The sequence below is a fragment of the Methylomonas sp. Uni0011 genome (genome assembly GCF_056850255.1).
On sequence record NZ_JBVVNO010000003.1, the window covers coordinates 265,262 to 285,773 of the forward strand.

11 protein-coding genes and 1 riboswitch are annotated in these 20,512 nt (G+C 56.8%); of the genes, 9 read left to right on the forward strand and 2 right to left on the reverse strand.

Going from position 1 to position 20,512, the window contains the following annotated elements:
• Positions 1-94: 94 nt before the first annotated feature.
• From AC0IM9_RS06470 to AC0IM9_RS06505, 8 genes are all read left to right on the forward strand, one after another.
• On the forward strand, positions 95-991 hold the full coding sequence (locus tag AC0IM9_RS06470; protein ID WP_482803450.1) for a TauD/TfdA dioxygenase family protein: 897 nt from the start codon (positions 95-97) through the stop codon (positions 989-991).
• 67 nt (positions 992-1,058) lie between these two features.
• Entirely contained in the window at positions 1,059-1,955 is an 897-nt protein-coding gene (locus tag AC0IM9_RS06475; protein WP_278209403.1) for a TauD/TfdA dioxygenase family protein, read from the forward strand.
• On the forward strand, positions 1,952-2,497 hold the full coding sequence (locus AC0IM9_RS06480; protein ID WP_140913760.1) for an FcoT family thioesterase: 546 nt from the start codon (positions 1,952-1,954) through the stop codon (positions 2,495-2,497). The genes AC0IM9_RS06475 and AC0IM9_RS06480 overlap by 4 nt, the downstream gene beginning before the upstream one ends.
• Before the next feature lie 68 nt (positions 2,498-2,565).
• On the forward strand, positions 2,566-7,737 hold the full coding sequence (locus tag AC0IM9_RS06485) for a non-ribosomal peptide synthetase (protein WP_482803451.1): 5,172 nt from the start codon (positions 2,566-2,568) through the stop codon (positions 7,735-7,737).
• A 75-nt stretch (positions 7,738-7,812) separates the two neighbouring features.
• Positions 7,813-12,825 (forward strand): non-ribosomal peptide synthetase, encoded by a 5,013-nt coding sequence (locus AC0IM9_RS06490; protein WP_482803452.1) that lies wholly within the window; start codon positions 7,813-7,815, stop codon positions 12,823-12,825.
• Between the two features lies 1 nt (position 12,826).
• Entirely contained in the window at positions 12,827-13,834 is a 1,008-nt protein-coding gene (locus AC0IM9_RS06495; RefSeq protein ID WP_482803453.1) for an ABC transporter permease, read from the forward strand.
• 327 nt (positions 13,835-14,161) lie between these two features.
• Positions 14,162-14,238, forward strand: a riboswitch (cyclic di-GMP riboswitch).
• A gap of 99 nt (positions 14,239-14,337) precedes the next feature.
• Positions 14,338-15,096, forward strand: a complete 759-nt coding sequence (locus AC0IM9_RS06500) for a hypothetical protein (RefSeq protein WP_482803454.1) — start codon at positions 14,338-14,340, stop codon at positions 15,094-15,096.
• A gap of 202 nt (positions 15,097-15,298) precedes the next feature.
• Positions 15,299-16,084, forward strand: coding sequence for a VPLPA-CTERM sorting domain-containing protein (locus tag AC0IM9_RS06505; protein WP_482803455.1), 786 nt, complete (start codon positions 15,299-15,301; stop codon positions 16,082-16,084).
• Between the two features lie 28 nt (positions 16,085-16,112).
• Here AC0IM9_RS06505 and AC0IM9_RS06510 read toward each other — a convergent pair whose 3' ends face one another.
• Positions 16,113-16,379, reverse strand: coding sequence for a hypothetical protein (locus AC0IM9_RS06510; protein ID WP_482803456.1), 267 nt, complete (start codon positions 16,377-16,379; stop codon positions 16,113-16,115).
• Positions 16,380-16,398: 19 nt separating this feature from the next.
• Between AC0IM9_RS06510 and AC0IM9_RS06515 the strand changes: the two genes are divergently transcribed.
• On the forward strand, positions 16,399-16,737 hold the full coding sequence (locus tag AC0IM9_RS06515) for a hypothetical protein (RefSeq protein ID WP_482803457.1): 339 nt from the start codon (positions 16,399-16,401) through the stop codon (positions 16,735-16,737).
• A gap of 176 nt (positions 16,738-16,913) precedes the next feature.
• Here AC0IM9_RS06515 and AC0IM9_RS06520 read toward each other — a convergent pair whose 3' ends face one another.
• Positions 16,914-20,372 (reverse strand): type I restriction endonuclease subunit R, encoded by a 3,459-nt coding sequence (locus AC0IM9_RS06520; protein WP_482803458.1) that lies wholly within the window; start codon positions 20,370-20,372, stop codon positions 16,914-16,916.
• Between the last annotated feature and the right edge of the window lie 140 nt (positions 20,373-20,512).

A 20,512-nucleotide genomic window follows, 5' to 3' on the forward strand; every position in this document is an offset into this window, starting at 1 on the left:
TTGCAGGGCCAAATCGGTAGCGTCGTGCGCCAGTCGACACCTGCCGGGAGTACCACAACCCACCACCATCACTGGAGCTTATAGGAGTGCCTGAATGAGCGTTGAAACCATCGAAATCGAAGTGATCGAGTCTAAACCCGGCAAAATCGGTGCCGAAATCCGCGGCCTGGACATAAACGCCTTGTCCGCCGAAGCGCCTGAACTCGGGATGATTCGGAGTCTGATCTACCGCAATAAACTGGTCGTGTTGCGTAACCAGGAACTGGACGAAGCCAAGTATGTGGCATTCGCCCGTAAACTGGGCCGGCCGCAGGTTTATTTCCAACCGCAGTACCACCATCCGAATTACCCCGAAATTTTTGTTTCGTCCAACGTGCCGGATCAAAACGGCAACAAAATCGGCGTGTCCGGTACCGGAAAATATTGGCATACCGATTGTGCTTTCGAAAAACATCCTTTGTCGTTTACCTCGGTTTATCCCTTGGTATTTCCGAAAATGTCGCGGGAAACTTCGTACATCGATATGGTGCAGGTGTTGAAAAATCTGCCGTCGCAATTAAAACAATATGTCGACGCCAAAACCTATATTCACGCCGGCCAACTCAGGTATAAGGTTCAGGCCAGCGATATCGATAAATCGCTGGCGGAGTTACTCGAGCGCATCAATGCCGAAGTACCTCCGGTCGAACATCCGGCCGTCATTCAACATCCGGTAACCGGGGAATTCTCGTTGTATATCAGTAGCGGTTTTACGATAAAAATCGCCGGACTGGACCATGAAGAAAATCAAATGGCGCTGAAGGCATTATTCGATTTTATCGAGCGGCCCGAGCACGTGCATACCCATTATTGGGAAGAGGGCGATTTAATCATTTGGGATAACCGTTCGGTGATTCATAAGGCCTCGGGGGTTAAGCCGGGCGAGACCAGCAAAATGTATCGGGTTGGTATTTACGACGATTTGCCTTTTTACGTTGGTATCGGCAATTGACGTTCGAGAATATCTTGCCGGTAATACTGTTTACTTTTGGCGAAATTATTGAAATTGGAATAAGCGAATGACTACTGAAACTTCAGGCCTGGAAATTAAAGAAGCAAGGCCCGGTAATATCGGCGCCGAAATTATTGGATTGGATGTTAACGAATTGTCTGACCATGCGCCGGAGTTAGCGCTGATAAGGCAGTTGATTTATAAAAACAAACTGGTGGTGTTGCGCGGTCAAGAATTGACGGCGGAACGTTATGTGGCGTTCACCCGCAAACTGGGTCGGCCGCAAGTGTATTTTCAGCCGCAGTACCATCATCCCGACCATGCCGAGATCTTCGTCTCGTCCAACGTGATTGAGGCGGACGGCAAAAAGCTTGGCGTGGCGGGCACCGGGCGCTACTGGCACACCGATTGCGCGTTCGAACCCCACCCGCTGTCTTTCACGTCGGTCTATCCCTTGGTATTCCCGAAATCCGCCCGGGAAACGTCTTATATCGACATGGCCGCGGTATACGCAAAATTGCCGGCCGAATTAAAAGCCTATGTCGAAACGGCAAGCGCCGTTCACGAAGGCAAACTGCGTTACAAAGTTCAAGCGTCGGATATCGACAAGTCGTTGGCCGAGTTACTCGACCGGATCCATAACGAAGTACCGCCGGTTATTCATCCGGCGGTGATACAGCATCCGGTCACAGGCGAAAAGATTCTCTATATCAGTAGCGGTTTTACCACCAAATTGGCCGGTTTAACTTACGAAGAAAATCAAAAGGTAATGCAGGCCTTATTCGACTTCGCCGAGCAGCCGGAACATATTCATACGCATTATTGGGAGGAGGGCGATTTGATTATCTGGGATAACCGGCCGTTGGTGCATAAAGCCTCTTCGGTAAAACCGGGCGAGAAAAGCAAGAGCTATCGCATCGGTATTTACGACGACTTACCTTTTTATGTAGGAATAAACTCATGAGTGCAATTACTGAATTAGCGGAATGCGACGCGCTGACGTTAACCGATATCGAAGGTTCCTTCGTCAATCAGGTATTGTCGCCGTATCGGCAGCACTGCCAATATCTGAAGAAGGCTTATTTTCAGCAGCAAGAAGGGCTGGGATTACAAGGTATGTTGATGAACGGCGAGTTTTCGATTCCGGAATCCTGCTATATCGACGATACCGGACATTTTAACGCCGTCGAATACAATATTTGTTACAACCAAATCGCTTATGTTCATTTGGGATATTGCATCAAGCACGGATTAATTCCGGAGTTAAACGAATACGAGCCGGATTCTTTTTTCGAGAAGCAGTTGTCCAACTTTCTAATTGCGAATTTAAATTCCAGCTATCAAAGCTTTATTAACGCCAAACGGTTTTACGGAACCTTCGGCATTAGTTTGGTGAAGAAAACCTCTCGCTGCACGTTTTTGAAGACGTTCTGCCATTTTCACGACGACAAGCTTGGCAAATCCAAAGGCGAGGTAACCTTGGCGGTGTTACGCCCGGATGCTTGACGGAGCGCCGATTCCGCACATCGATTTTGCGCCAACTATCCATAGTTTTTGACTCTATTCAGACCACGATGGGGACGGATATACAGTTTGCGGACGCCTACTGCGAAACGCATGAAGCATTCAGCGTGTTAGACCGGCTTGCCCAAGCGCAGCCGGATTTGCGCCGACGCATCTTGATCGATTTTATCCGCGGTTTGCTGGTCGAGTTTTTGGAATTGGACGATCCCGACGATGTCGCCGACGACCGGAACTTTGGCGAACTCGGCGCAGACTCCATGCAGGCGGTCGACTTTAAAGTGGAACTGGAACAGCGCTTGCACTGCGCGTTGCGGTCGACCGTGCTATTCGATTATCCGCGTTTGGACTTGCTTGCGGATTATTTGCTTGCGGAGGTGTTGGACTTGGCGGCGGTGGCTACGGACTGCCGGCCTGTGACTGTGTCGGCGGCATTGGTGGCGCAACCGCAGCCGGCGCGAGCCGCCATGACGATTGCCGTGGTCGGCATGGCCGGGATTTTCCCGGAAGCCGAAAATGCCGCTGCGTTGTGGCAAAAGGTGGTGTCCGGGGTGCCGTTGCAGGTCTCGGGCCGGTCGGAGGTGCCGGAACTTGCCTATGGCCGAATCGACCTTGGCAAGCGGCAAGCGCCGGAGGCATTGCCGATCTCGGAAGCCGAGTATGCAGCCTTGCCGCGGCAGGAGCAATTGCTGTATCGATGTATCGCGGACGCTTTGCTGGAGTATCGGCTCGACCTTGCAGCATTGGCGAAAACTCCGACCGCGGTTTTCATCGGCTGCCGGGAAACGTTGCCGACGGCGGACGTGGCGTATCGGATTCCGCTAGCCAACAAAATTTCGTTTCGGCTGAACCTGAAAGGGCCGAGCGAGACGGTCAATTCCTTTTGCACCAGCGTCTACCTGGCCTTGCACCGGGCGGTGCAAAGTTTGCGGGCCGGGGAATGCCGGCAGGCGATTGTCGGCGGCGTCAACCTGATCGCTGCGGACGAATTCGCTCAGGCGGCGCGACAGGGACTTTACCGCGATATTCTCAGCCGCGACAACCAGACCAAAAGTTTCGGCGCTACCGCCAACGGTTATCTGCGTAGCGAAGGCGGCGGCGTGTTGATCCTGAAACCCTTGGCCGATGCCGAGCAGGATGGCAACCGCATTTTGGGCGTAGTCAAAGGGTCGGCGGTTTACCACGGCGGCCGCGGCTATTCGTTCGAGGCGCCGAATCCGCAAGGGCTTAAGGAAGTGATTCGATTGAGCCTCGCCAATGCCGGCTGCAGCGCCGACTCGATCGATTACGTCGAGGCGCACGGTATCGGCAATCCGATGGCCGATGCGTTGGAATTGGGCGCCGTCGACCAAAGCTACCGGCAAGCCAGCGCCGATTCCGGCAAACGCTGGCACGTCAGCAGCGTAAAACCCAGCATCGGCCACCCGGAAGCTGCTTCCGGGATGGCATCGATTATCAAAGTGTTAAAAGCTTTCGAGCACGGTCTGTTGCCCGGTATCGCCGGTCTCGATGCGGTCAATAGCGATTTGGCCGCCGGGCATGCGTTGATTCTGCAACGCCAGGGCCGGCCTTGGCCGAGTTCCGATCAGCCGAAACGCGCGGCCCTGAACAGCTATGCCATCGGCGGGGTAAACGCCCATGTCGTTCTGGAGGAATACCGGGCCGACGCCGCGGTTGCCGCCAGCGGCATCGCGCAGCGCGCAGCGCGGGCCTCCGATCGGCCCTTGGCGGAGTGGGGACTCGATCCGTCCAGCGCCGCGGTGCTAGCCGAGTTGGTTCAAGACATTTTTAAGCTGGAGCTGGGCTCGCTCGACTTGGCGCTTTCACTGATCGATTACGGTTTCGATTCCATCGACGTGGTGCAGTTCGTCGGCCGTTTGAACGAGGCGCTGGGGTTGGACATCAAATTCAGCCAGGTGCTGGGTGTCGACGACTTTGCCGGGTTTTTCGCGCTGTTGGCGCTGAAACTGCAGCAAAAAACGCCGGCCGGCAGCGCCGGCTCAAGCGGGGAGACGCCGGGTTTGGCCGATGCCGCTATCTGCGGTCCGTTGTCGGAGGTGCAAAAGGGTCTGTGGTACGTCAATCAACTGGCGCCGGAGTCGATCGCGTTTAACGTGCCGTTGACGTTTAAAGTCTCAGGCAACGTCGATGCCGCCTTATTGCAGCAAGCGCTTGCGGCGATGCTGGCCGAGTACCCCATGCTTACCGTGGCGCTCGAGGCCGACAGCGAGACCGGCGCTTGCGTGCAGCGGATTCGGCCGGTCGCAGCATGTATCAACTGTCACGAAATGCGACTGGAATCGGCGGCGGTGCTGGACGCCTGCTTGTGGGAATTGTTGCGGCAGCCTTTCGATTTGTCCAAGGACGCGCCGGTCAGGCTGTATGCGATCGATGCGGCCGAGGCCGGGACTTACGTCTATTTCGTCATTCACCACATTGTGTTCGACGGCACCTCCGGGGCCTTGTTTATCGCCGCGTTCTGGCAGAAATATCACGCCTTACGGGCCGGTGCGACCTTGGTTTGCCGCGCTCCCGATCTGGCGTTTCTGGATTTTGTCGATTGGGAACGGCGCTATCTGGCCGGCGCTGACGGGGCGGCAGACGCACGCTGGTGGCGTGAATTATTGGCCGATCGAGCGGCGACCTTGAATCTGCCTTACGATTATTTGCCGCAAGCCAGTTTGTCGGCCGCCGGTATCGGTTGTCAAAAGTTCAGGCTGGACGGTGCCGAGCTGGCAGCCCTGAAGCGCTTGGCGACGCGTGGTAAAACCAGCTTGGCGGTGTTGTTCCTGGCGCTGTTTCAAGTTTTTCTATACAAGCTGACCCGGCACGCGGCGCCGGCGGTGACGACGCCGGTACGCGGGCGGCCCAAATCGGCCTACGAACACAGTATCGGTTGTTACATCAACGTCATGGTCGTACCGTGCCAAGTGCAGCCGACAGCTTCCTTCAATCAGTTAATGCAGCAAGCCCGGCGCCGGTTTTTCGAGTGCCTGGACCATGCGCACTATCCGTTTCCCAGGCTGTTGTCGGACTTGGGCTTGCATTTGGCCAATCCCCAGGAAAACCCGTTTCCGGTGTCCTACACCTACCAGAATTTTTTCGACGAGCTGTTACATAACGCCGACGCGCTGCAGGGCGTCGAGACTTTGTACGAGGTGTTTCAGCAAACCGAGGACAATTACACGCTCGAAATTTACGATTTCAGGCACAGCCTGCAAATCAACATCAAGTACAAGCGCAGCTTGTTCGACGATGCCAGCGTTGTCCGGCACTTGGCCTGTTTCAAACAGTTAATGGCCGGTGTGGTTGCCAATCCGGATCAAGCCGTCAGCGCCATCGAAATCCTGCCGGCGGCCGAAAAGCAACGTCTGTTGACCGGGTTCAATGCGACGCAGACGGTCGCGGTTCCCGCCGCTTGCCTGCACCAGCTATTCGTCCGCCAGGCGTTGAAAACCCCGGAACAGGTGGCCGTGATCGGCGAGGAGAGTTCGCTCAGCTACCGGGAGCTGCACGAGCAAAGCGACCGGCTGGCCGTTTATCTGCAACAGCTTGGCGTCCAGGCCGATACCCTCGTGGCGGTGTGTCTGCGCCGTTCGCCGCTGATGCTGGTCGGCCTGCTGGGCATCCTCAAGGCCGGCGGCGCCTATCTGCCGCTGGACGCCAACACCCCAAGCGAACGCGGCAAACGGCTGCTGGCGGACAGCGGCGCCAAACTGATATTGACCGAAGCGGCGCTGGAGCCGGCTGCCGGCGAGATGACCCAGGGCCTGGACCTGCCACGGGTTGCCGTGGACCGGGACTGGCCGCGGATCGCCCAAATCGACGAGCCGCCGCGGCAATTGGCGCGTCCCGAGCATCTGGCCTATGTCATCTACACCTCCGGTTCCAGCGGCCGGCCCAAAGGCGTCATGGTCGAGCACCGCAACGTCGTCAATCACAACCTGGCCGTCATCGCCGCCTACCAACTCAGCGGCAGCGACCGGGTGCTGCAATTTTCGACCATAGGCTTCGATATTTTCGTGGAAGAAGTGTTTCCGACCCTGCTCAGCGGCGGTGCGGTGGTGATGATGGACGGCGAACGCTTTACCGACGCCGGCTACCTGAAAAGCGTGGTGCAGCGGCAGCGGGTCAGCCTGATCAACCTGCCCACCGCCTACTGGCATACGCTGGTGGAGCAAGACTTCAGCGACACCGCGTTAAGCCGGGTGGTGATCGGTGGCGAAAAAGCCGAAGCGCAAAAGTATCGGGTCTGGCGGCAACGCAACCCGAATATCCGGGTCATCAACAGCTACGGCCCGACCGAAACCACCGTCATCGCCACGCTGTACCCCATCGAAGCGGCCGTCGCCGCCGACCAGCCGATCCCGCTGGGTCGGCCGCTGGCCAACACCCAAGTCTACGTCCTGGACAGCGACCTGCAACCGGTCCCGATCGGCGTACCCGGCGAATTGCACATTGCCGGCGCCGGTGTTGCCCGCGGCTATCTCAACCAGCCCGAATTGACCGCCGAGAAATTCATCGCCAACCCCTTCGGTCCGGGCCGGCTGTACAAGACCGGCGACTTGGTACGCTGGCGCGACGACGGCCAGTTGCTGTTCATCGGCCGGCAAGACCAGCAAGTGAAGATTCGCGGCTTTCGAGTCGAGCTCGGCGAAATCGAGCAGGCCTTGCTGTTGCATCCGAACATTCGCCACGCCGTGGTCGTTGCCCGGGAATTTGCCGGGGGCAAGCAGTTGGTTGCCTATTTCCAGGCCGGGATAGCGCTCGAGACGGCGGAATTGATCGCTTATTTGCGCCAGCGCTTGCCCGATTACATGGTGCCCGCCGCCTGGGTGGCGTTGGCGCAAATGCCGTTGACCGATAACGGCAAGGTCGATCGCAAAGCGTTGCTGGCGCTGCCGGTCGAGCGCTCGGCAGAGGCGGGTTACGTCGCGCCGAGCAACGCCATCGAGGCCACTTTGGCCGACATTTGGCAGGACGTATTGGGTATCGGCCGGATCGGGATTCAGGACAATTTTTTCGCGTTGGGCGGCCATTCCTTGTTGGCGATCCAAATCGTGTTGCGGGCCAAGGCGGCGTTGGGTGTCGAACTGGCGCTAAGTACTTTGTTCGAGGCGGCGGACATTCAACAACTGGCCGTGGCGATTGCGAACTGCGGCCGCGCCCCGGCCGAAGATTCGTTGGCTAACTATCTGAAACATCTGGAGGCATTCGTTGTTTAACGGCATACGGCATCGGTGGTGCGATTCGGTTTCTGATCGCAGCCTGGGATTCATCCAATTCGCGGCAGCAAGTCCATGTTGAGCGAGTTGATCGCTAACGGCGCGCGCTTGACCGGGTCGCCGGCCGGAGATTTGTGCGTCGAAGCCGGCGCCGGCGTGCTGACCGATGCGGTGAAGTCCGCGCTAAAGGCGGAGAAGGCCGGGGTTCTCAGCTATCTGGCCGGCGACAAGATCGCCTGTCAATCGTTTTCGCAGGAGCGCTTGTGGTTTCTGGACCGGCTGGGTTTCGGCGGCCAATACCATGTGCCGGGTTTGGGCAAGATCGAAGGGCCGCTGGATATCGGCGCGTTGGCCAAGGCGCTGGATTTTATTTACGCCCGGCACGAAGCCTTGCGCACCAATTTTTCGGTGCTGGACAACACGCCGTTGCAACGAATCCGGCCGGCGGCGGCAGTCGCCATCGAGCAACACGATCTCAGCCGGTTTAGCGGCGAACTGCAACGTCGCGAACAAAAACAGCGGCTGCAAAGCTTTATCGAGCAGCCATTCAATCTGGAGACTTCCGCACTATTCAGGGCGATGCTGCTGCGCCTGGCCGCGGAAACCCACATCCTGGCCTTGTGCTTACATCACATCGTGACCGACGGCTGGTCGATGCGGGTGTTATTGAACGATCTGGCGGCAGCCTACGCCGCGTTTGTCGAAGGTAAACCGCCCGCGTTGCCGACCTTGCCGGTCGATTACGCCCAGTATGCCGGTTGGGAGCGGGAAACCCACACGGATGCCAAACTGACGCGCGAACTGGCTTACTGGCAACGCCAGTTATCCGGTTACCAGAATCTTGTGATGCCGTTGGATTTTGCGCGTCCGGCCAGCGCCAGCGGGCGCGGCGCTTACCTCCAGTTCGAGTTGAGTTCGGAGCAGGGCAAATTGGTTAAACAAGCGGCCAGAACGCGCAAAACCACTCCGTTCACCTTGTTTATGGCCGCGGTCTATCTGCTGTTAAAAAAATACAGCGGCCAACACGACATTTGCTTGGGCATGCCGGTGGCCAACCGCAATCAGCGCGAAATCGAAGCTGTGGTCGGTTTTTTCGTCAATACCGTGGTGATGCGGATTAACCCGCTGGAACAAACCGGTTTGACGGTGAACGCCTTGCTCGAGCAGGTTCACACCGTGATTGTCGAAGGCCAGGAAAACCAGCAGGTGCCGATCGAGAAGATTTTCGATTTGCTGCAACCGGAGCGCGATTTAAGCCGCAGCCCCTTGTTTCAAGTCCTGATCAATTACACCCCGCTTCGGCTCAGCGGCTTACCGTTCGGCAATTGCCGCCTGGAGCCCTTGTTCGATTTCGAGATCAATGAAGCGAAGTTCGAGTTGACCTTCACCTATAACGAATTCGAAGACGAGCATGCGCTGATCGGGATCGAATACGCCGCCGATCTGTATCGGCCGCAGACGGTGCAGCGGATGGCGGAGCATCTGACCAGCATCATGCGCTACCTGGTCGAGTCGCCGCACGGAATGCTTGCGGAACTGGAGCTGCTGGACGCGGACGAGCAGCGCAAGATACTGGACGACTGGAGCCGGACGGCCGGTAAGCCGGTCCCGGATGCCTGCCTCCACGACCTATTCATCCGCCAAGCCTTGAAAACCCCCGAGCAAGTGGCGGTGATCGGCGAGGATAGGTCGCTCAGCTACCGGGAACTGCATGAGCAAAGCGACCGGCTGGCCGTCTATCTGCAACAGCTAGGCGTCCAGGCCGATACCCTCGTGGCGGTGTGTCTGCGCCGCTCGCCGTTGATGCTGGTCGGCTTACTGGGCATCCTCAAGGCCGGCGGCGCCTATCTGCCGCTGGACGCCAATACCCACGCCGAACGTAGCAAAGCCTTGCTGTCGGACAGCGGCGTCCGACTGCTGTTGACCGAAGCCGGCCTGGTCGAAGGCTTGCGTGAGATCCGCACCGGTCCGGCGATTCAGACCGTGGCGCTGGATAGCGACTGGCCGTTGATCGCCCAAAGCACCGGGCAACCGCGTCCCAGCGCGGCTCCCGAGCATCTGGCCTATGTGATCTATACCTCCGGTTCCACCGGTCAGCCCAAAGGGGTGATGGTCGAACACCGCAACGTGGTCAACCACAATCTGGCCGCGATAGCCGCCTACCGTCTCGGTGAGCGCGACCGGGTGTTGCAGTTTTCCACGATCAGCTTCGACATCTTCGTCGAGGAAGTGTTTCCGACGCTGCTCAGCGGCGGCGCGGTGGTGATGATGGACGGCGAGCGTTTCACCGATGTGGCTTACTTAAAAAGCCTGCTGCAACGCCACCGAGTCAGTCTGATCAACCTGCCCACCGCCTACTGGCATACCCTGGTGGAGCAAGACTTCAGCGACACCGCGCTGAGCCGGGTGGTGATCGGCGGCGAAAAAGCCGAAGCGCAAAAGTATCGGGCCTGGCGGCAACGCAACCCGAACATCGCGGTGATCAACACCTACGGCCCGACCGAAACCACCGTCATTTCGCTGCTGCACCCGATAGACCCGGCCCACGATCCCGACCAAGCGATACCGCTCGGCAAGCCGCTGGCCAACACCCAAGTCTACGTGCTGGACAGCGCACTCAAACCGGTGCCGATCGGCGTGCCGGGCGAACTGCACATCGCCGGTGCCGGCGTCGCTCGCGGCTATCTGAATCAGCCCGAATTGACCGCCGAGAAATTCATCGCCAACCCGTTCGGGGCCGGCAAACTGTATAAAACCGGCGATCTGGTGCGCTGGCTGGACGACGGCAACCTGGCCTTTATCGGCCGCCGCGACCATCAGGTCAAGATTCGCGGCTTTCGGGTGGAATTGGGCGAGGTCGAAAGCGCGTTGGCCGAGCATCCGGCGGTTCGCTTGGCCGTCGTCATCGTCAGCGAACGCCAAGGCAACAAACAATTGTTGGCGTTTTATACCCACGCCGGCCAACCGCCCGAGCAAGAAGTCTTGAAGGCTTTTCTGCGCCAAACCTTGCCCGACTACATGGTGCCGCTGGCGGTGCTGGCACTTGATACCCTGCCGATGACGCCGGGCGGCAAAATCGACCGTAAGGCACTGGCACAGCAAGCCGAGAGTTGGCTGGCGGGGCGCGGGGATTTCAGCCCGCCGCGCGGCCAACTGGAGCAACAACTGGCCGAAATTTGGCGGGCGCTGTTGAACGTCGAGCGGGTCGGCGTGAACGACAATTTTTTTGAATTGGGCGGCCACTCCTTGCTGACCGTGCAACTGATCAGCCGGATTAATGCCATTCTCCCCGACAGCTCGCTGAATCTTGCCGATATTTTCAAATATCCGACGATAAAAGCCTTGACCGATTACCTAGAGCGCCCGCTGGAAAAACTGACCAATTCAGCGTATTTGCTCAATCTGCGCTCGGGGATTCCGACGTTTATCGTGCCGGGCATGCCCGGCTTGAGCGACGGCTATTTCGAACTGGCGGAGTGCCTGAAGCGGGAAGGGCCGGTTTACGGCTTGCAAATGAAAGGCTATAGCGACGAGCCGCCGGCGACAACGGTCGAGGACATGGCCGCGCACAATATCGCCCAGATCGAACGCGTCTGGCCGCAAGGCCGGATCAATTTGTACGCGCACAGTTACGGCGGCACCGTGGTCTACGAAATGCTGCGCCAGTTGCAAGACTCGGCCTACGAAATCGGCGAAGTGGTGTTGATCGATAGCGGTTTGTTGCTGCGGCAAAGCAGCGTGGACAAGGCCTCGGTCAAGGCATTCTGCAACTTCATGCTGACGAACGCCGGAATTTCGCCCGAGCCCTATCGCGGCGCGATCGCCGAAATTTTAAAAACCAAGCCCTACGCGGAGTGGAAAGACTGCTTTGCGTCATTATTGGCGGACATCATTCCGAATCTGGACGCCGGGCATTTTCGGAAAATCTGGCAAGTGACCGAGGCGTCGATTACCGCCCGTTACCGTTACACCGCCAAGTTGCCGTATCGGGTGACGCTGGTGATCGCGGAAGGCAGTAAAGGCTGGTTGGCGGCCAACGAGTGGAACGATTATTTTCAAGCCGTCAATGTGATCAAGGCCAAGGGCGAACACTTCTCGGTGGTCAAGCAGCCGTATTGCGCGGCGTGGTTGCGAGAGCTGAATCCCGAAGCGGCGGCTCAGTCGTCAATGCTCGCCGCGCCGCCGCCGGCCGAGCCGGACCAGACTAGCAGTCTGCTGAGCGTCAGAGGCTTGGAGAAACACTATGGCGAAGTGGCGGCGGTCGCCGGCGTCAGTTTCGAGCTGCAAGCCGGGACGTGCTTCGGCTTGCTGGGACCGAACGGCGCCGGCAAAACCTCTACGCTGGAAATGCTGGAGGGCATACTCAAACCGAGCAAAGGCGACATCCTGTTTCGCGGCAAACCGATCGATAGACGCTACAGCCAGCACATCGGGATTCAGTTTCAACATACCGCACTGCCGGAAACCTTGACGGTGAAGGAATGCTTGCAACTGTTTCAGAAGCTTTACCCGCGTAGTCTGCCGCTGGAAGACATCGTCGAAGCCTGTGCTCTGCAAGATTATCTCAACCGCGATTCCCGCAAGCTGTCCGGCGGCCAGCGGCAACGCTTGTTGCTGGGCATCGCCTTGATCAACGATCCGGACATTTTGTTTCTGGACGAACCCACCACCGGTCTGGACCCGCAATCGCGCCACAACTTCTGGAGCTTGATTCGGTACATCAAACAGCGCGGCAAGACCATCGTCCTGACCACGCATTACATGGAGGAAGCCGAGCAGCTTTGCGACGAAATCGCGATCATGGATCAAGGTCGGATCATCGTCCAGGACACGCCGGAGAACCTATTGCAGGAATATTTCGACGGCGTGCTGATCCGCCTGCCGCGGGCCAGCGGGTTGGCGGAGCTTCCAGGCTTGCCGTTCGCGGTGAGTGGCGGCGACGAAACGGTGGAGTTTGTTACCGCCAACGTGGAAGCGGCGATCGCCCAACTGACTCGGCTGAATGTGCCGTTGGCAGGCTTGACGGTCGCCACGCCGAATCTGGAAAACCTGTTTCTTAAATTAACCGGCCACTCATTGAGAAGTTGAGATGAAGCATTTTTTGGCATTGCTAACAGCCCGCAATACCGAATTGATCCGCGACAAAGCCACCTGGGTCTGGAATTTCGTGTTTCCGGTGGTGTTGATCGTCGGCATCGCGGCGATATTCGACGACAAGGATACCGCGCTGTTCAAAGTGGGCGTGGTCGGCGAAGCCAGCTCGCCGATCGCCGCATTCAAGACCACCCAATATTTGCAATTTATAGACTACCCCGAGCTGGATAAGGCGCTAGCCAAACTGCAGCACCACCAGTTGGACATGGTGGTCCGGGGTGGCTCGGAAGACGGTTACTGGATCAACGACAGTGCCGCGCAAGGCTACCTGTTGGAAAAAATCCTATTGGCCGGCGATCAAACTACGACCTGGAAAAAGCAAGTGGTTTCCGGGCGGCAGGTGCGCTACCTCGACTGGGTTTTGCCTGGCATTCTAGCCATCAACATCATGCACAGCAGTCTGTTCGGCGTCGGTTTCACCATCGTCAGATACCGTAAAAACGGCGTGCTTAAACGCTTGAAAGCCTCGCCGGTCAACGCCTTCGAATTCCTGTCGGCGCAAGTCGCCAGCCGGTTGGCGATGTTGATGCTGGCGATTGTGCTGCAATTTGTGGCGATGCACGCCTTGTTCGATTTTTTAGTCCAGGGCGCTTTTGCGCTGTTGGTGCTGATTGCGGTACTCGGTTCGGTAACCCTAATCAGCCTCGGCTTGTTGATGGCGAGCAGGACCAGTAGCGAAGAGTTGGCCTTGGGCATCCTGAACCTGCTGACCTTGCCGATGATTTTGCTGTCCGGGGTCTGGTTTTCGCTGGAAGGCGCGCCGGCGCTGTTGCAGAACCTGACGCTGATTTTCCCGCTGACCCACATGCTGCAAGCCGCGCGGGCCGTGATGATAGACGGCGCCGGTTTGCGCGAAATTGCACCGGCGTTATTGACGCTGGCGGCAATGACGCTGCTGTTTCTGACCAGCGCTGCGCTGCGCTTCAGATGGGTGGAAGAGTAGCACCCGGAATCGCGTCAATTCCGGCGGCGACGCGGGATTTCACGCGGCGATTGCGTGAGATAACTTAGTTTTCGAGGGCCGGCGCCGGATTCGCCGTGCCAAGCCTTGTTATTCAAGGCGAATCAGATTTGGCCTAGTGTTTGCTCGTCGCTAATTGATTCGAAAACCCGACTTTAATCTGCCTTCGCGGCCTTTCCGTTGCAGCGTCGCTACGCCGCAACTCCGCCTGCGTTTTGTGAGGAGATCGTCGGGAGCTCGAGTTATTGGGAGGAATTGCTGGAAGCTCAGGAAGTAATCGTTCGCGGAAGCAGCGATGCCGCAAGGATTGCGGCGCAACGCCACACCCGCCGCGAGGCGGAGCCGGAAAGCCACGGGTCTTGGAACAAGACGGCCGGGTTACCGGCGGGCAAGGTTTGCCGATAGACACGGCGTCGGCCGCGTCGATTTACAAACTTGGAACCCGCCGCATAACTTAACCATCGATAAATCTACAAGGAAAAACCATGTATCTATTTAAAAAACATAGCCACAAATTGGCCTCGGCCGGCGTTCTGGCAATCGGTCTATTCGGCGGACTGTTGACAACAACCGATGCCAACGCGGCTCTTGTTAGCGGCGTGGCGAATTTAACAATCGACAATTCCGCCTTTACTTCGGCTGTACCAGGTGCCGAAGGTTGGTATATCGCTAACTTTTGGGATAAAAACCATAACGCCACGCCGATCACTCTGGATACAACCGGAGGTGTCGCGCTGAGCCAGACCGGAACCTTCAGCGTGTCGTTGGCGGTTAATAGCAATACTTCGACCATCAACTACGGGGCCGCTCGCAAGCAACAAGCCACGACGATGGACGCCGGCAACACCGCGGCCGGGCAAATCGGCTTGAGCGGTGCTTTCCGGATGGAGCCGGCGGCTGGCGGCACCTATCTCAATCCCGCCGATTTCTTTTTGAAAAAAACCGCCGGTCAATGGGACATCTATACCTACAGCAGCGGCTTTGGCCAACCGGCGCTGTTCCGTTTGGTCAATGCCTCGGAATCGGTTAACGCCAACGGCGAGTTATCGCTGAGCGGCGACGTGTATTTCACGGCTCAATCCTTTTCCTGGAACTTGCTGTTGAATGGTAGCCAGTCGGTCAAGCTGGGCACTTTCAGTCTGGCGCCATCGGCAGTGCCGGTACCGGCGGCCGTTTGGCTATTCGGCAGCGGATTGTTGGGGCTATTGGGTTCAGCGCGCGGAAAAATCAGATTGTCCGCCTAAGCCGCCAGCCGGCACCGTCGTCGATCTGCCCGGCAATATCGGCGGTGCCGATCCAATTTATCCCAGCCGCCAGTTACACCGGTTCAAACCCGGCGTCGGATGTAGCGCCGAGCGTTGAACGCTTCCGCCAGCAATGGCGCGATGCGCCTGGGATTTTCAGTTAGGGCCGGTATTGAAATCACCTCTAAAACAAGGAAACAAAATGAAATCTTTAAACGTTGTCGTGATCGCCGCATCGCTGCTCGCGACATCCGCGCACGCCGCCACCGTGTCCGGCGGTTCGTTGATCCTCAACCTGGACCGGAACGCGTTCGCTGCCGGAATCGACTTGGATAACACGCCGGCGCCGTCGATTTATGTAGAAGAGTATTTCGACGCTTCGGCGGCTTCGAAAACATTTGCCCAGTTGCGCGACTCCAACACGCCGGTCGATCTCACGAACTATGCGGCGAACGAAATCTCCGCAATCGGTCTTGAGTTCACCGTCAACGGCGCAAGCGTCGCACCCAATCCGACCAATCGGCACAACAGCCCGACGACTTTTAGCTTCGATCCCAATAACATCGCCGCCACCGCGACCGGAAACATCGGCTTGGCCGGCGGGATGCGTTATCGAGTCGATGTCGATCCACCGACCAACAGAGTCTTAATGGCCGATATGATCCTGGCATATAACCCGGCGGAGCAGCAAAAAACGCCGGAAAGTTCGGCGTGGGTGATCTATAACCAAGTCGGTTTTTCCGCCGTCGCTTTCGAATTGTTCGACGTGACAACGCAGTTAACCGGCAATGTTCTGACCTTGAACGGCAGTTTGGGGTATGGCTGGGGCTTCGATCATCTGGGCGCCGAAGTCGCTAGAGCCGCCAACGCCCGCATCGGCACCTTCAGTTTTCAAACCACGGTAGTCCCGCTGCCTGCCGCGGTCTGGATGTTCCTGAGCGGCGCACTCGGATTGGGCGCGGCCGGCTATCGGAAAAAAGCCGCTTGATGCGGATGTCGATAAACGAACGGCTGGGTTATTCCGAGTCGTTCATCGGCGTTGTTACGGCCTGAGCGTAGCCATCGCCGCGCATGATCTCGATCTTGTCAGCGCCGCCCGCCGCCGTGCACTTGAAGGCGCAGTCGTCCTTGCGCGGTTTGCCGTTGGCTTGGCACCAACGGGCGTAGAGGTTGTTCATCTGCATGGCTACGCGGTCGGCGTGCAGGTCGCGGGTGCAGAAGATGATGACCTTTTGCTCAGGCCCGCCGTTGTCGCACAGTAGTTGGAACAGGTCTTCACACATTTTGGGCGTGCGCAGATTGATGAAGAGTTCGTCGTCGAAGTCCTTGCCGATGTATTCGGCTTTGGTTAAGTCTGCTTCGGTGAGCGGTTTACCGGTTTTGATGTTGCGCGCCGGAGCTGATGATTTCCTCGCGGGTAAACACGCGGGCATCGATGTCGGCCTTGCGCTTGATGATTTCGCAGGCGGCAAGATAGCCGTCCTCCTGCGCCTGTGCCAGCGTGTATTCGTACGCCGGTTCGCCAAAGTATTCGATGTTGTGCGCGGTGATGGCATCGTCTGTGGCGATGGCGGTTTCCAGGTCCTTGGATTTCTTGTCGTGTTTGGGGGGCAGCTTGCGCGGCGCGGCGGTGAGGCTTAACTTAACGGCATTGGTATTTGGGTGGGGACTACCTAATAAATCATTTTATAGATTGATTTTAAAATAAAAAATATCTTTATAAAAAATAACATGTCCCCCCCAAATATGCCCCCAATTTAATTATTCACCTGGGTAAAAAACACCTAAATTCTTGTCGCAGTTATACAGTGTTTTTCTCATAACGCATTCCAGCCCCTGACACTCTGCTGCCAAACATGCTGAAAAATCTCTTCGGCGACGTGTTCTTTATCGTCGGCGGTATAGGGCGGTTCGGGCAGGTGTTGATAGACGTGGTCTACGATGAAGGATTTGACCTCGGCCTGCGTCTGCTGCTTTTCGGTCCAATGTTCCAGTGGTTTGATCAGGCGCAGGATTTCATCCAATAAGTCCTTGCTGGCCTGTTTGACCGTTTCCCGATCTTTCGGCGTCAAATCGCCGCGCCGGATCAAATCGAAAACCGCCAGCTGTTCTTCGGTCAAGCCTTCTGCCACCGTTCGCTGCTGTTCGGCATCCAGACCGTTGATCAAGTCCATCACCTGGGCAAAGGTTTCCTCGATCGTGATGCGGTCTTTGTCGCGGTTATAGTCGGCGATGATTTGCTGATATTTCTTGTAATAGTCCATGCGCATCGGGTTGTTCGCCAGCATTTGGGCCAGCTTCTTTTCCAGGATGTCGAAGATATCCTGGAGCGCCGTGGCTTTGCGTTTGACCTTCTGGGCGAACTCGTCGCGCAGTTTTTCCAGGTCGATATTGCTCAAGTCATACTGTTTGGCTTCGACGTGATCATCGCCGCCGGCATCGGCCTGAATGGCTGCATTGACAATCCGATACAACTCTTTCAATAACTTGCTGACGTCAGCGGTATCGCGCTTTTCTGACAATTTCTTGTAAATTGCTTCAAGGTTGTCATGCCGTTCGGCATAGGCAAATACCGAAGGCTCCATCAACAACGCTTTGAATCGGCTGAACACCACCCGCGCCAGAATTTCGAAGCGGCGGCGGCATTCGTCGGGTGACATAACCGATTCCGGCGCTTTTGAGCCGGCATAAATACAATCCACGGCATCGCGCAGCGCTTGAATGCGGTCAAAGCCCTTGGCGCCAATCAAGGCATTCGGTTCGAAGCCCAAATTGCGCAAAAACAGTTCGGTTACCTCAATCGCTTCCAGCAAAGCTGCAACCTGCTGCTCGATTGGCGCGACGACGTCTTCTTCGCCATTTCCGGCATCGCCCAAGGCATATTGCGCCAAGGCTTCGCGCAGGGCTTTCAGCATGCCGTTGTAATCCACGATCAAGCCAAAATCCTTGCCGGGATAACAACGATTGGCGCGGGCAATGGCCTGCATCAACGAATGCGCCTTCATCGGCTTATCGATATACAACGACGACAAACATTCCACGTCAAAACCGGTCAGCCACATATTGCAGACAATGGCGACGCGAAACGGATGTTTCGGGTCTTTGAAGGCGCTCTCCACATCCACCCGCTTGCCGTCGGGCGTTTCAAAGCCTTGCTTCATGCGCGCCCGGTGCGGTTTGATGTCGAAGCCCCATTTCTCGAAGTCGGTCACTTCATTTTGCGCTTCACTGATGATGATCTCGATAATGGTCGATTCGATCCAGTCGGCTTTGGCCAGCAGTCTATCCCGTTGCGCATACAACTGCTGCCGGGTTTCGGTATCCTGGGTTTGTTCGATCAACACTTGCTTGGCGTCCGCCTCGCTGCGAACTGCCTCGGCCTTGGCCTGCCACAAGGGCTCGATAAACTGGAACATCCGCGCACAGGTGATTTTATCGATGCACACCAGTAGGGTTTTGCCAGATTCCCAGCGAGCCGTGCAATGTTCGACAAAATCGGTCGCCACTTTAAGCAAACGATCATCGGCGGTAATCACCTCGTAATCCTTGCCCAACAGTTTTTCCAATAGCGCTTCCTGATCCGGGTTGAGTTCGGCCTTTTCGATGGCCTCGGCAATCTTGTCGTTCAAATCCAGTTTGGTCAGTTTCAGCTTTTCGCCGCGATTTTCGTAAACCAGCTTGACCGTCGCTCCGTCCTCTTCGCTGCGCTTGAAGTCGTAGCGCGACACATAGCCGCCAAAAATGCGTTTGGTCAATTCGTCATAGTTGAATAACGGCGTACCGGTAAAGCCGATAAACGCCGCATTCGGCAACGCCAACCGCATATTGCGCGCCAGTTTGCCTGCTTGGGTGCGATGCGCCTCGTCGGAAATCACGATGATGTCGTCACGTTCGCTATACGGCTTGTTCGGGTCGACATCCTGATTGAATTTGTGGATTAGACTAAACACATAGCGATGGTTCTGTTTCAGCAAGGTTTGTAAATCCTTGCCGGATGTCGCTCGCGGCGTGTTGTCATCGACAATGCCACAGCCAACGAAGGTGCGGTAAATCTGGCTATCCAGATCGTTGCGGTCGGTCATCAGTACAAAGGTAAAATTGCCCGGAATCGTGCGCCGCACCTTTTCGGCAAAAAACGCCATCGAATACGACTTGCCGCTGCCCTGGGTATGCCATACCACGCCCAGCTTGCCCAAATCCGGATGCGCGCGCTCGATGATATTCAGCGACTGGGTTTTATGATTCTGATAGGCCAAGGCCATGCCTTCAGCCGCCTTCAATTCCGGCTTATGCTCCAACGCCGCTGGCTTGGTTTTGCCGCGAACCGGCAATTCGACCACGCGATGCTGCAAACGCTTCTCGGGCGGAAATTCCAGCTTCAACGCCTCTTGCCGGGCGGCGGATGCCACCGCCAAGTTCACGCCCAACACCTGATGATTACGCGCCACCACCTTACGCACCGCGCCGGGTTTGCTGGCGTCGAACAGCACAAAGTTTTCGACCAAATCCAGCAAACGGTCTTTGGCCAGCATGCCCTGCAACAAGCGCTCGCCATCCACTTTGCCCACGTCGCCTTCCTCCAGTCGTTTCCATTCGGCGAAATGTTCCCACTCGCTGGTAATCGAGCCGTAGCGCGCCTTGTCGCCGTTGCTGACCACCAAAAACGCATTATGGTGAAAGGCGTGGGCAATCACGCTCTCGTTCAGGTAATCGCGTAAATTGCCGTCAAAACCGGCGCGGATGTTTTTGTACACCGCCTTCAACTCAAAAAACACCAGCGGCAGGCCATTGACAAAGCACACCAAATCCGCGCGGCGGTTGTAATGCGGCGACCGCAAGCCGGTAATTTTCAGCTCACGCACCACTAAAAAGCGATTGTTGGGACCGTGCGGCTGTTTGAAATCGATGACTTGCGCATGCCGATGTTGCAACTGGCCGCGCTGGTCGCGAAAGCTGACCGGTACGCCGTCGCGAATCAACTTGTAAAAGTGGCGATTGTGCTGAATCAGCGGGCGGGAAAAATCGGTTTGGGTCAGTTGGCCGATGGCGTCTTCGATGGCCAGGGGCGGCAACTCCGGGTTCAGTCGTTCTAACGCGGCGCGTAAATCGCGCGCCAGCACCACCTCTTTTTCGTTACTGCGTCCCAATGTACCATTTGGTCCAAACGTTTCCTGATTCCAGGCATAAACGCTATCCCAACCCAACGCAGTTTCCAGATAATCCGCAAAGGTTTGTTGCACCAGGCGGTCTTCGCTATTAATGTCGGTATAGGCCATCGTCCTTTAGCTCACGGTTTAGTTTACATTTGGCTCATTATCACGGACATGCTTCAGCAAAATTTTGCTTAAAAACAGCAGCTTATTTAATTGTTTGATATGGATTTGGCTCACTGTATGGCTCATTTTCGTTTGATTCG

Coding starts and splice junctions, on each gene's coding strand:
- AC0IM9_RS06480 (WP_140913760.1), top strand. CDS start 1,952: ATGAGTGCAATTACTGAATTAGCGGAATGCGACGCGCTGACGTTAACC.
- AC0IM9_RS06510 (WP_482803456.1), bottom strand. CDS start 16,379: ATGTGTGAAGACCTGTTCCAACTACTGTGCGACAACGGCGGGCCTGAG.
- AC0IM9_RS06505 (WP_482803455.1), top strand. CDS start 15,299: ATGAAATCTTTAAACGTTGTCGTGATCGCCGCATCGCTGCTCGCGACA.
- AC0IM9_RS06485 (WP_482803451.1), top strand. CDS start 2,566: ATGGGGACGGATATACAGTTTGCGGACGCCTACTGCGAAACGCATGAA.
- AC0IM9_RS06515 (WP_482803457.1), top strand. CDS start 16,399: ATGAAGAGTTCGTCGTCGAAGTCCTTGCCGATGTATTCGGCTTTGGTT.
- AC0IM9_RS06500 (WP_482803454.1), top strand. CDS start 14,338: ATGTATCTATTTAAAAAACATAGCCACAAATTGGCCTCGGCCGGCGTT.
- AC0IM9_RS06520 (WP_482803458.1), bottom strand. CDS start 20,372: ATGGCCTATACCGACATTAATAGCGAAGACCGCCTGGTGCAACAAACC.
- AC0IM9_RS06495 (WP_482803453.1), top strand. CDS start 12,827: ATGAAGCATTTTTTGGCATTGCTAACAGCCCGCAATACCGAATTGATC.
- AC0IM9_RS06475 (WP_278209403.1), top strand. CDS start 1,059: ATGACTACTGAAACTTCAGGCCTGGAAATTAAAGAAGCAAGGCCCGGT.
- AC0IM9_RS06490 (WP_482803452.1), top strand. CDS start 7,813: ATGTTGAGCGAGTTGATCGCTAACGGCGCGCGCTTGACCGGGTCGCCG.
- AC0IM9_RS06470 (WP_482803450.1), top strand. CDS start 95: ATGAGCGTTGAAACCATCGAAATCGAAGTGATCGAGTCTAAACCCGGC.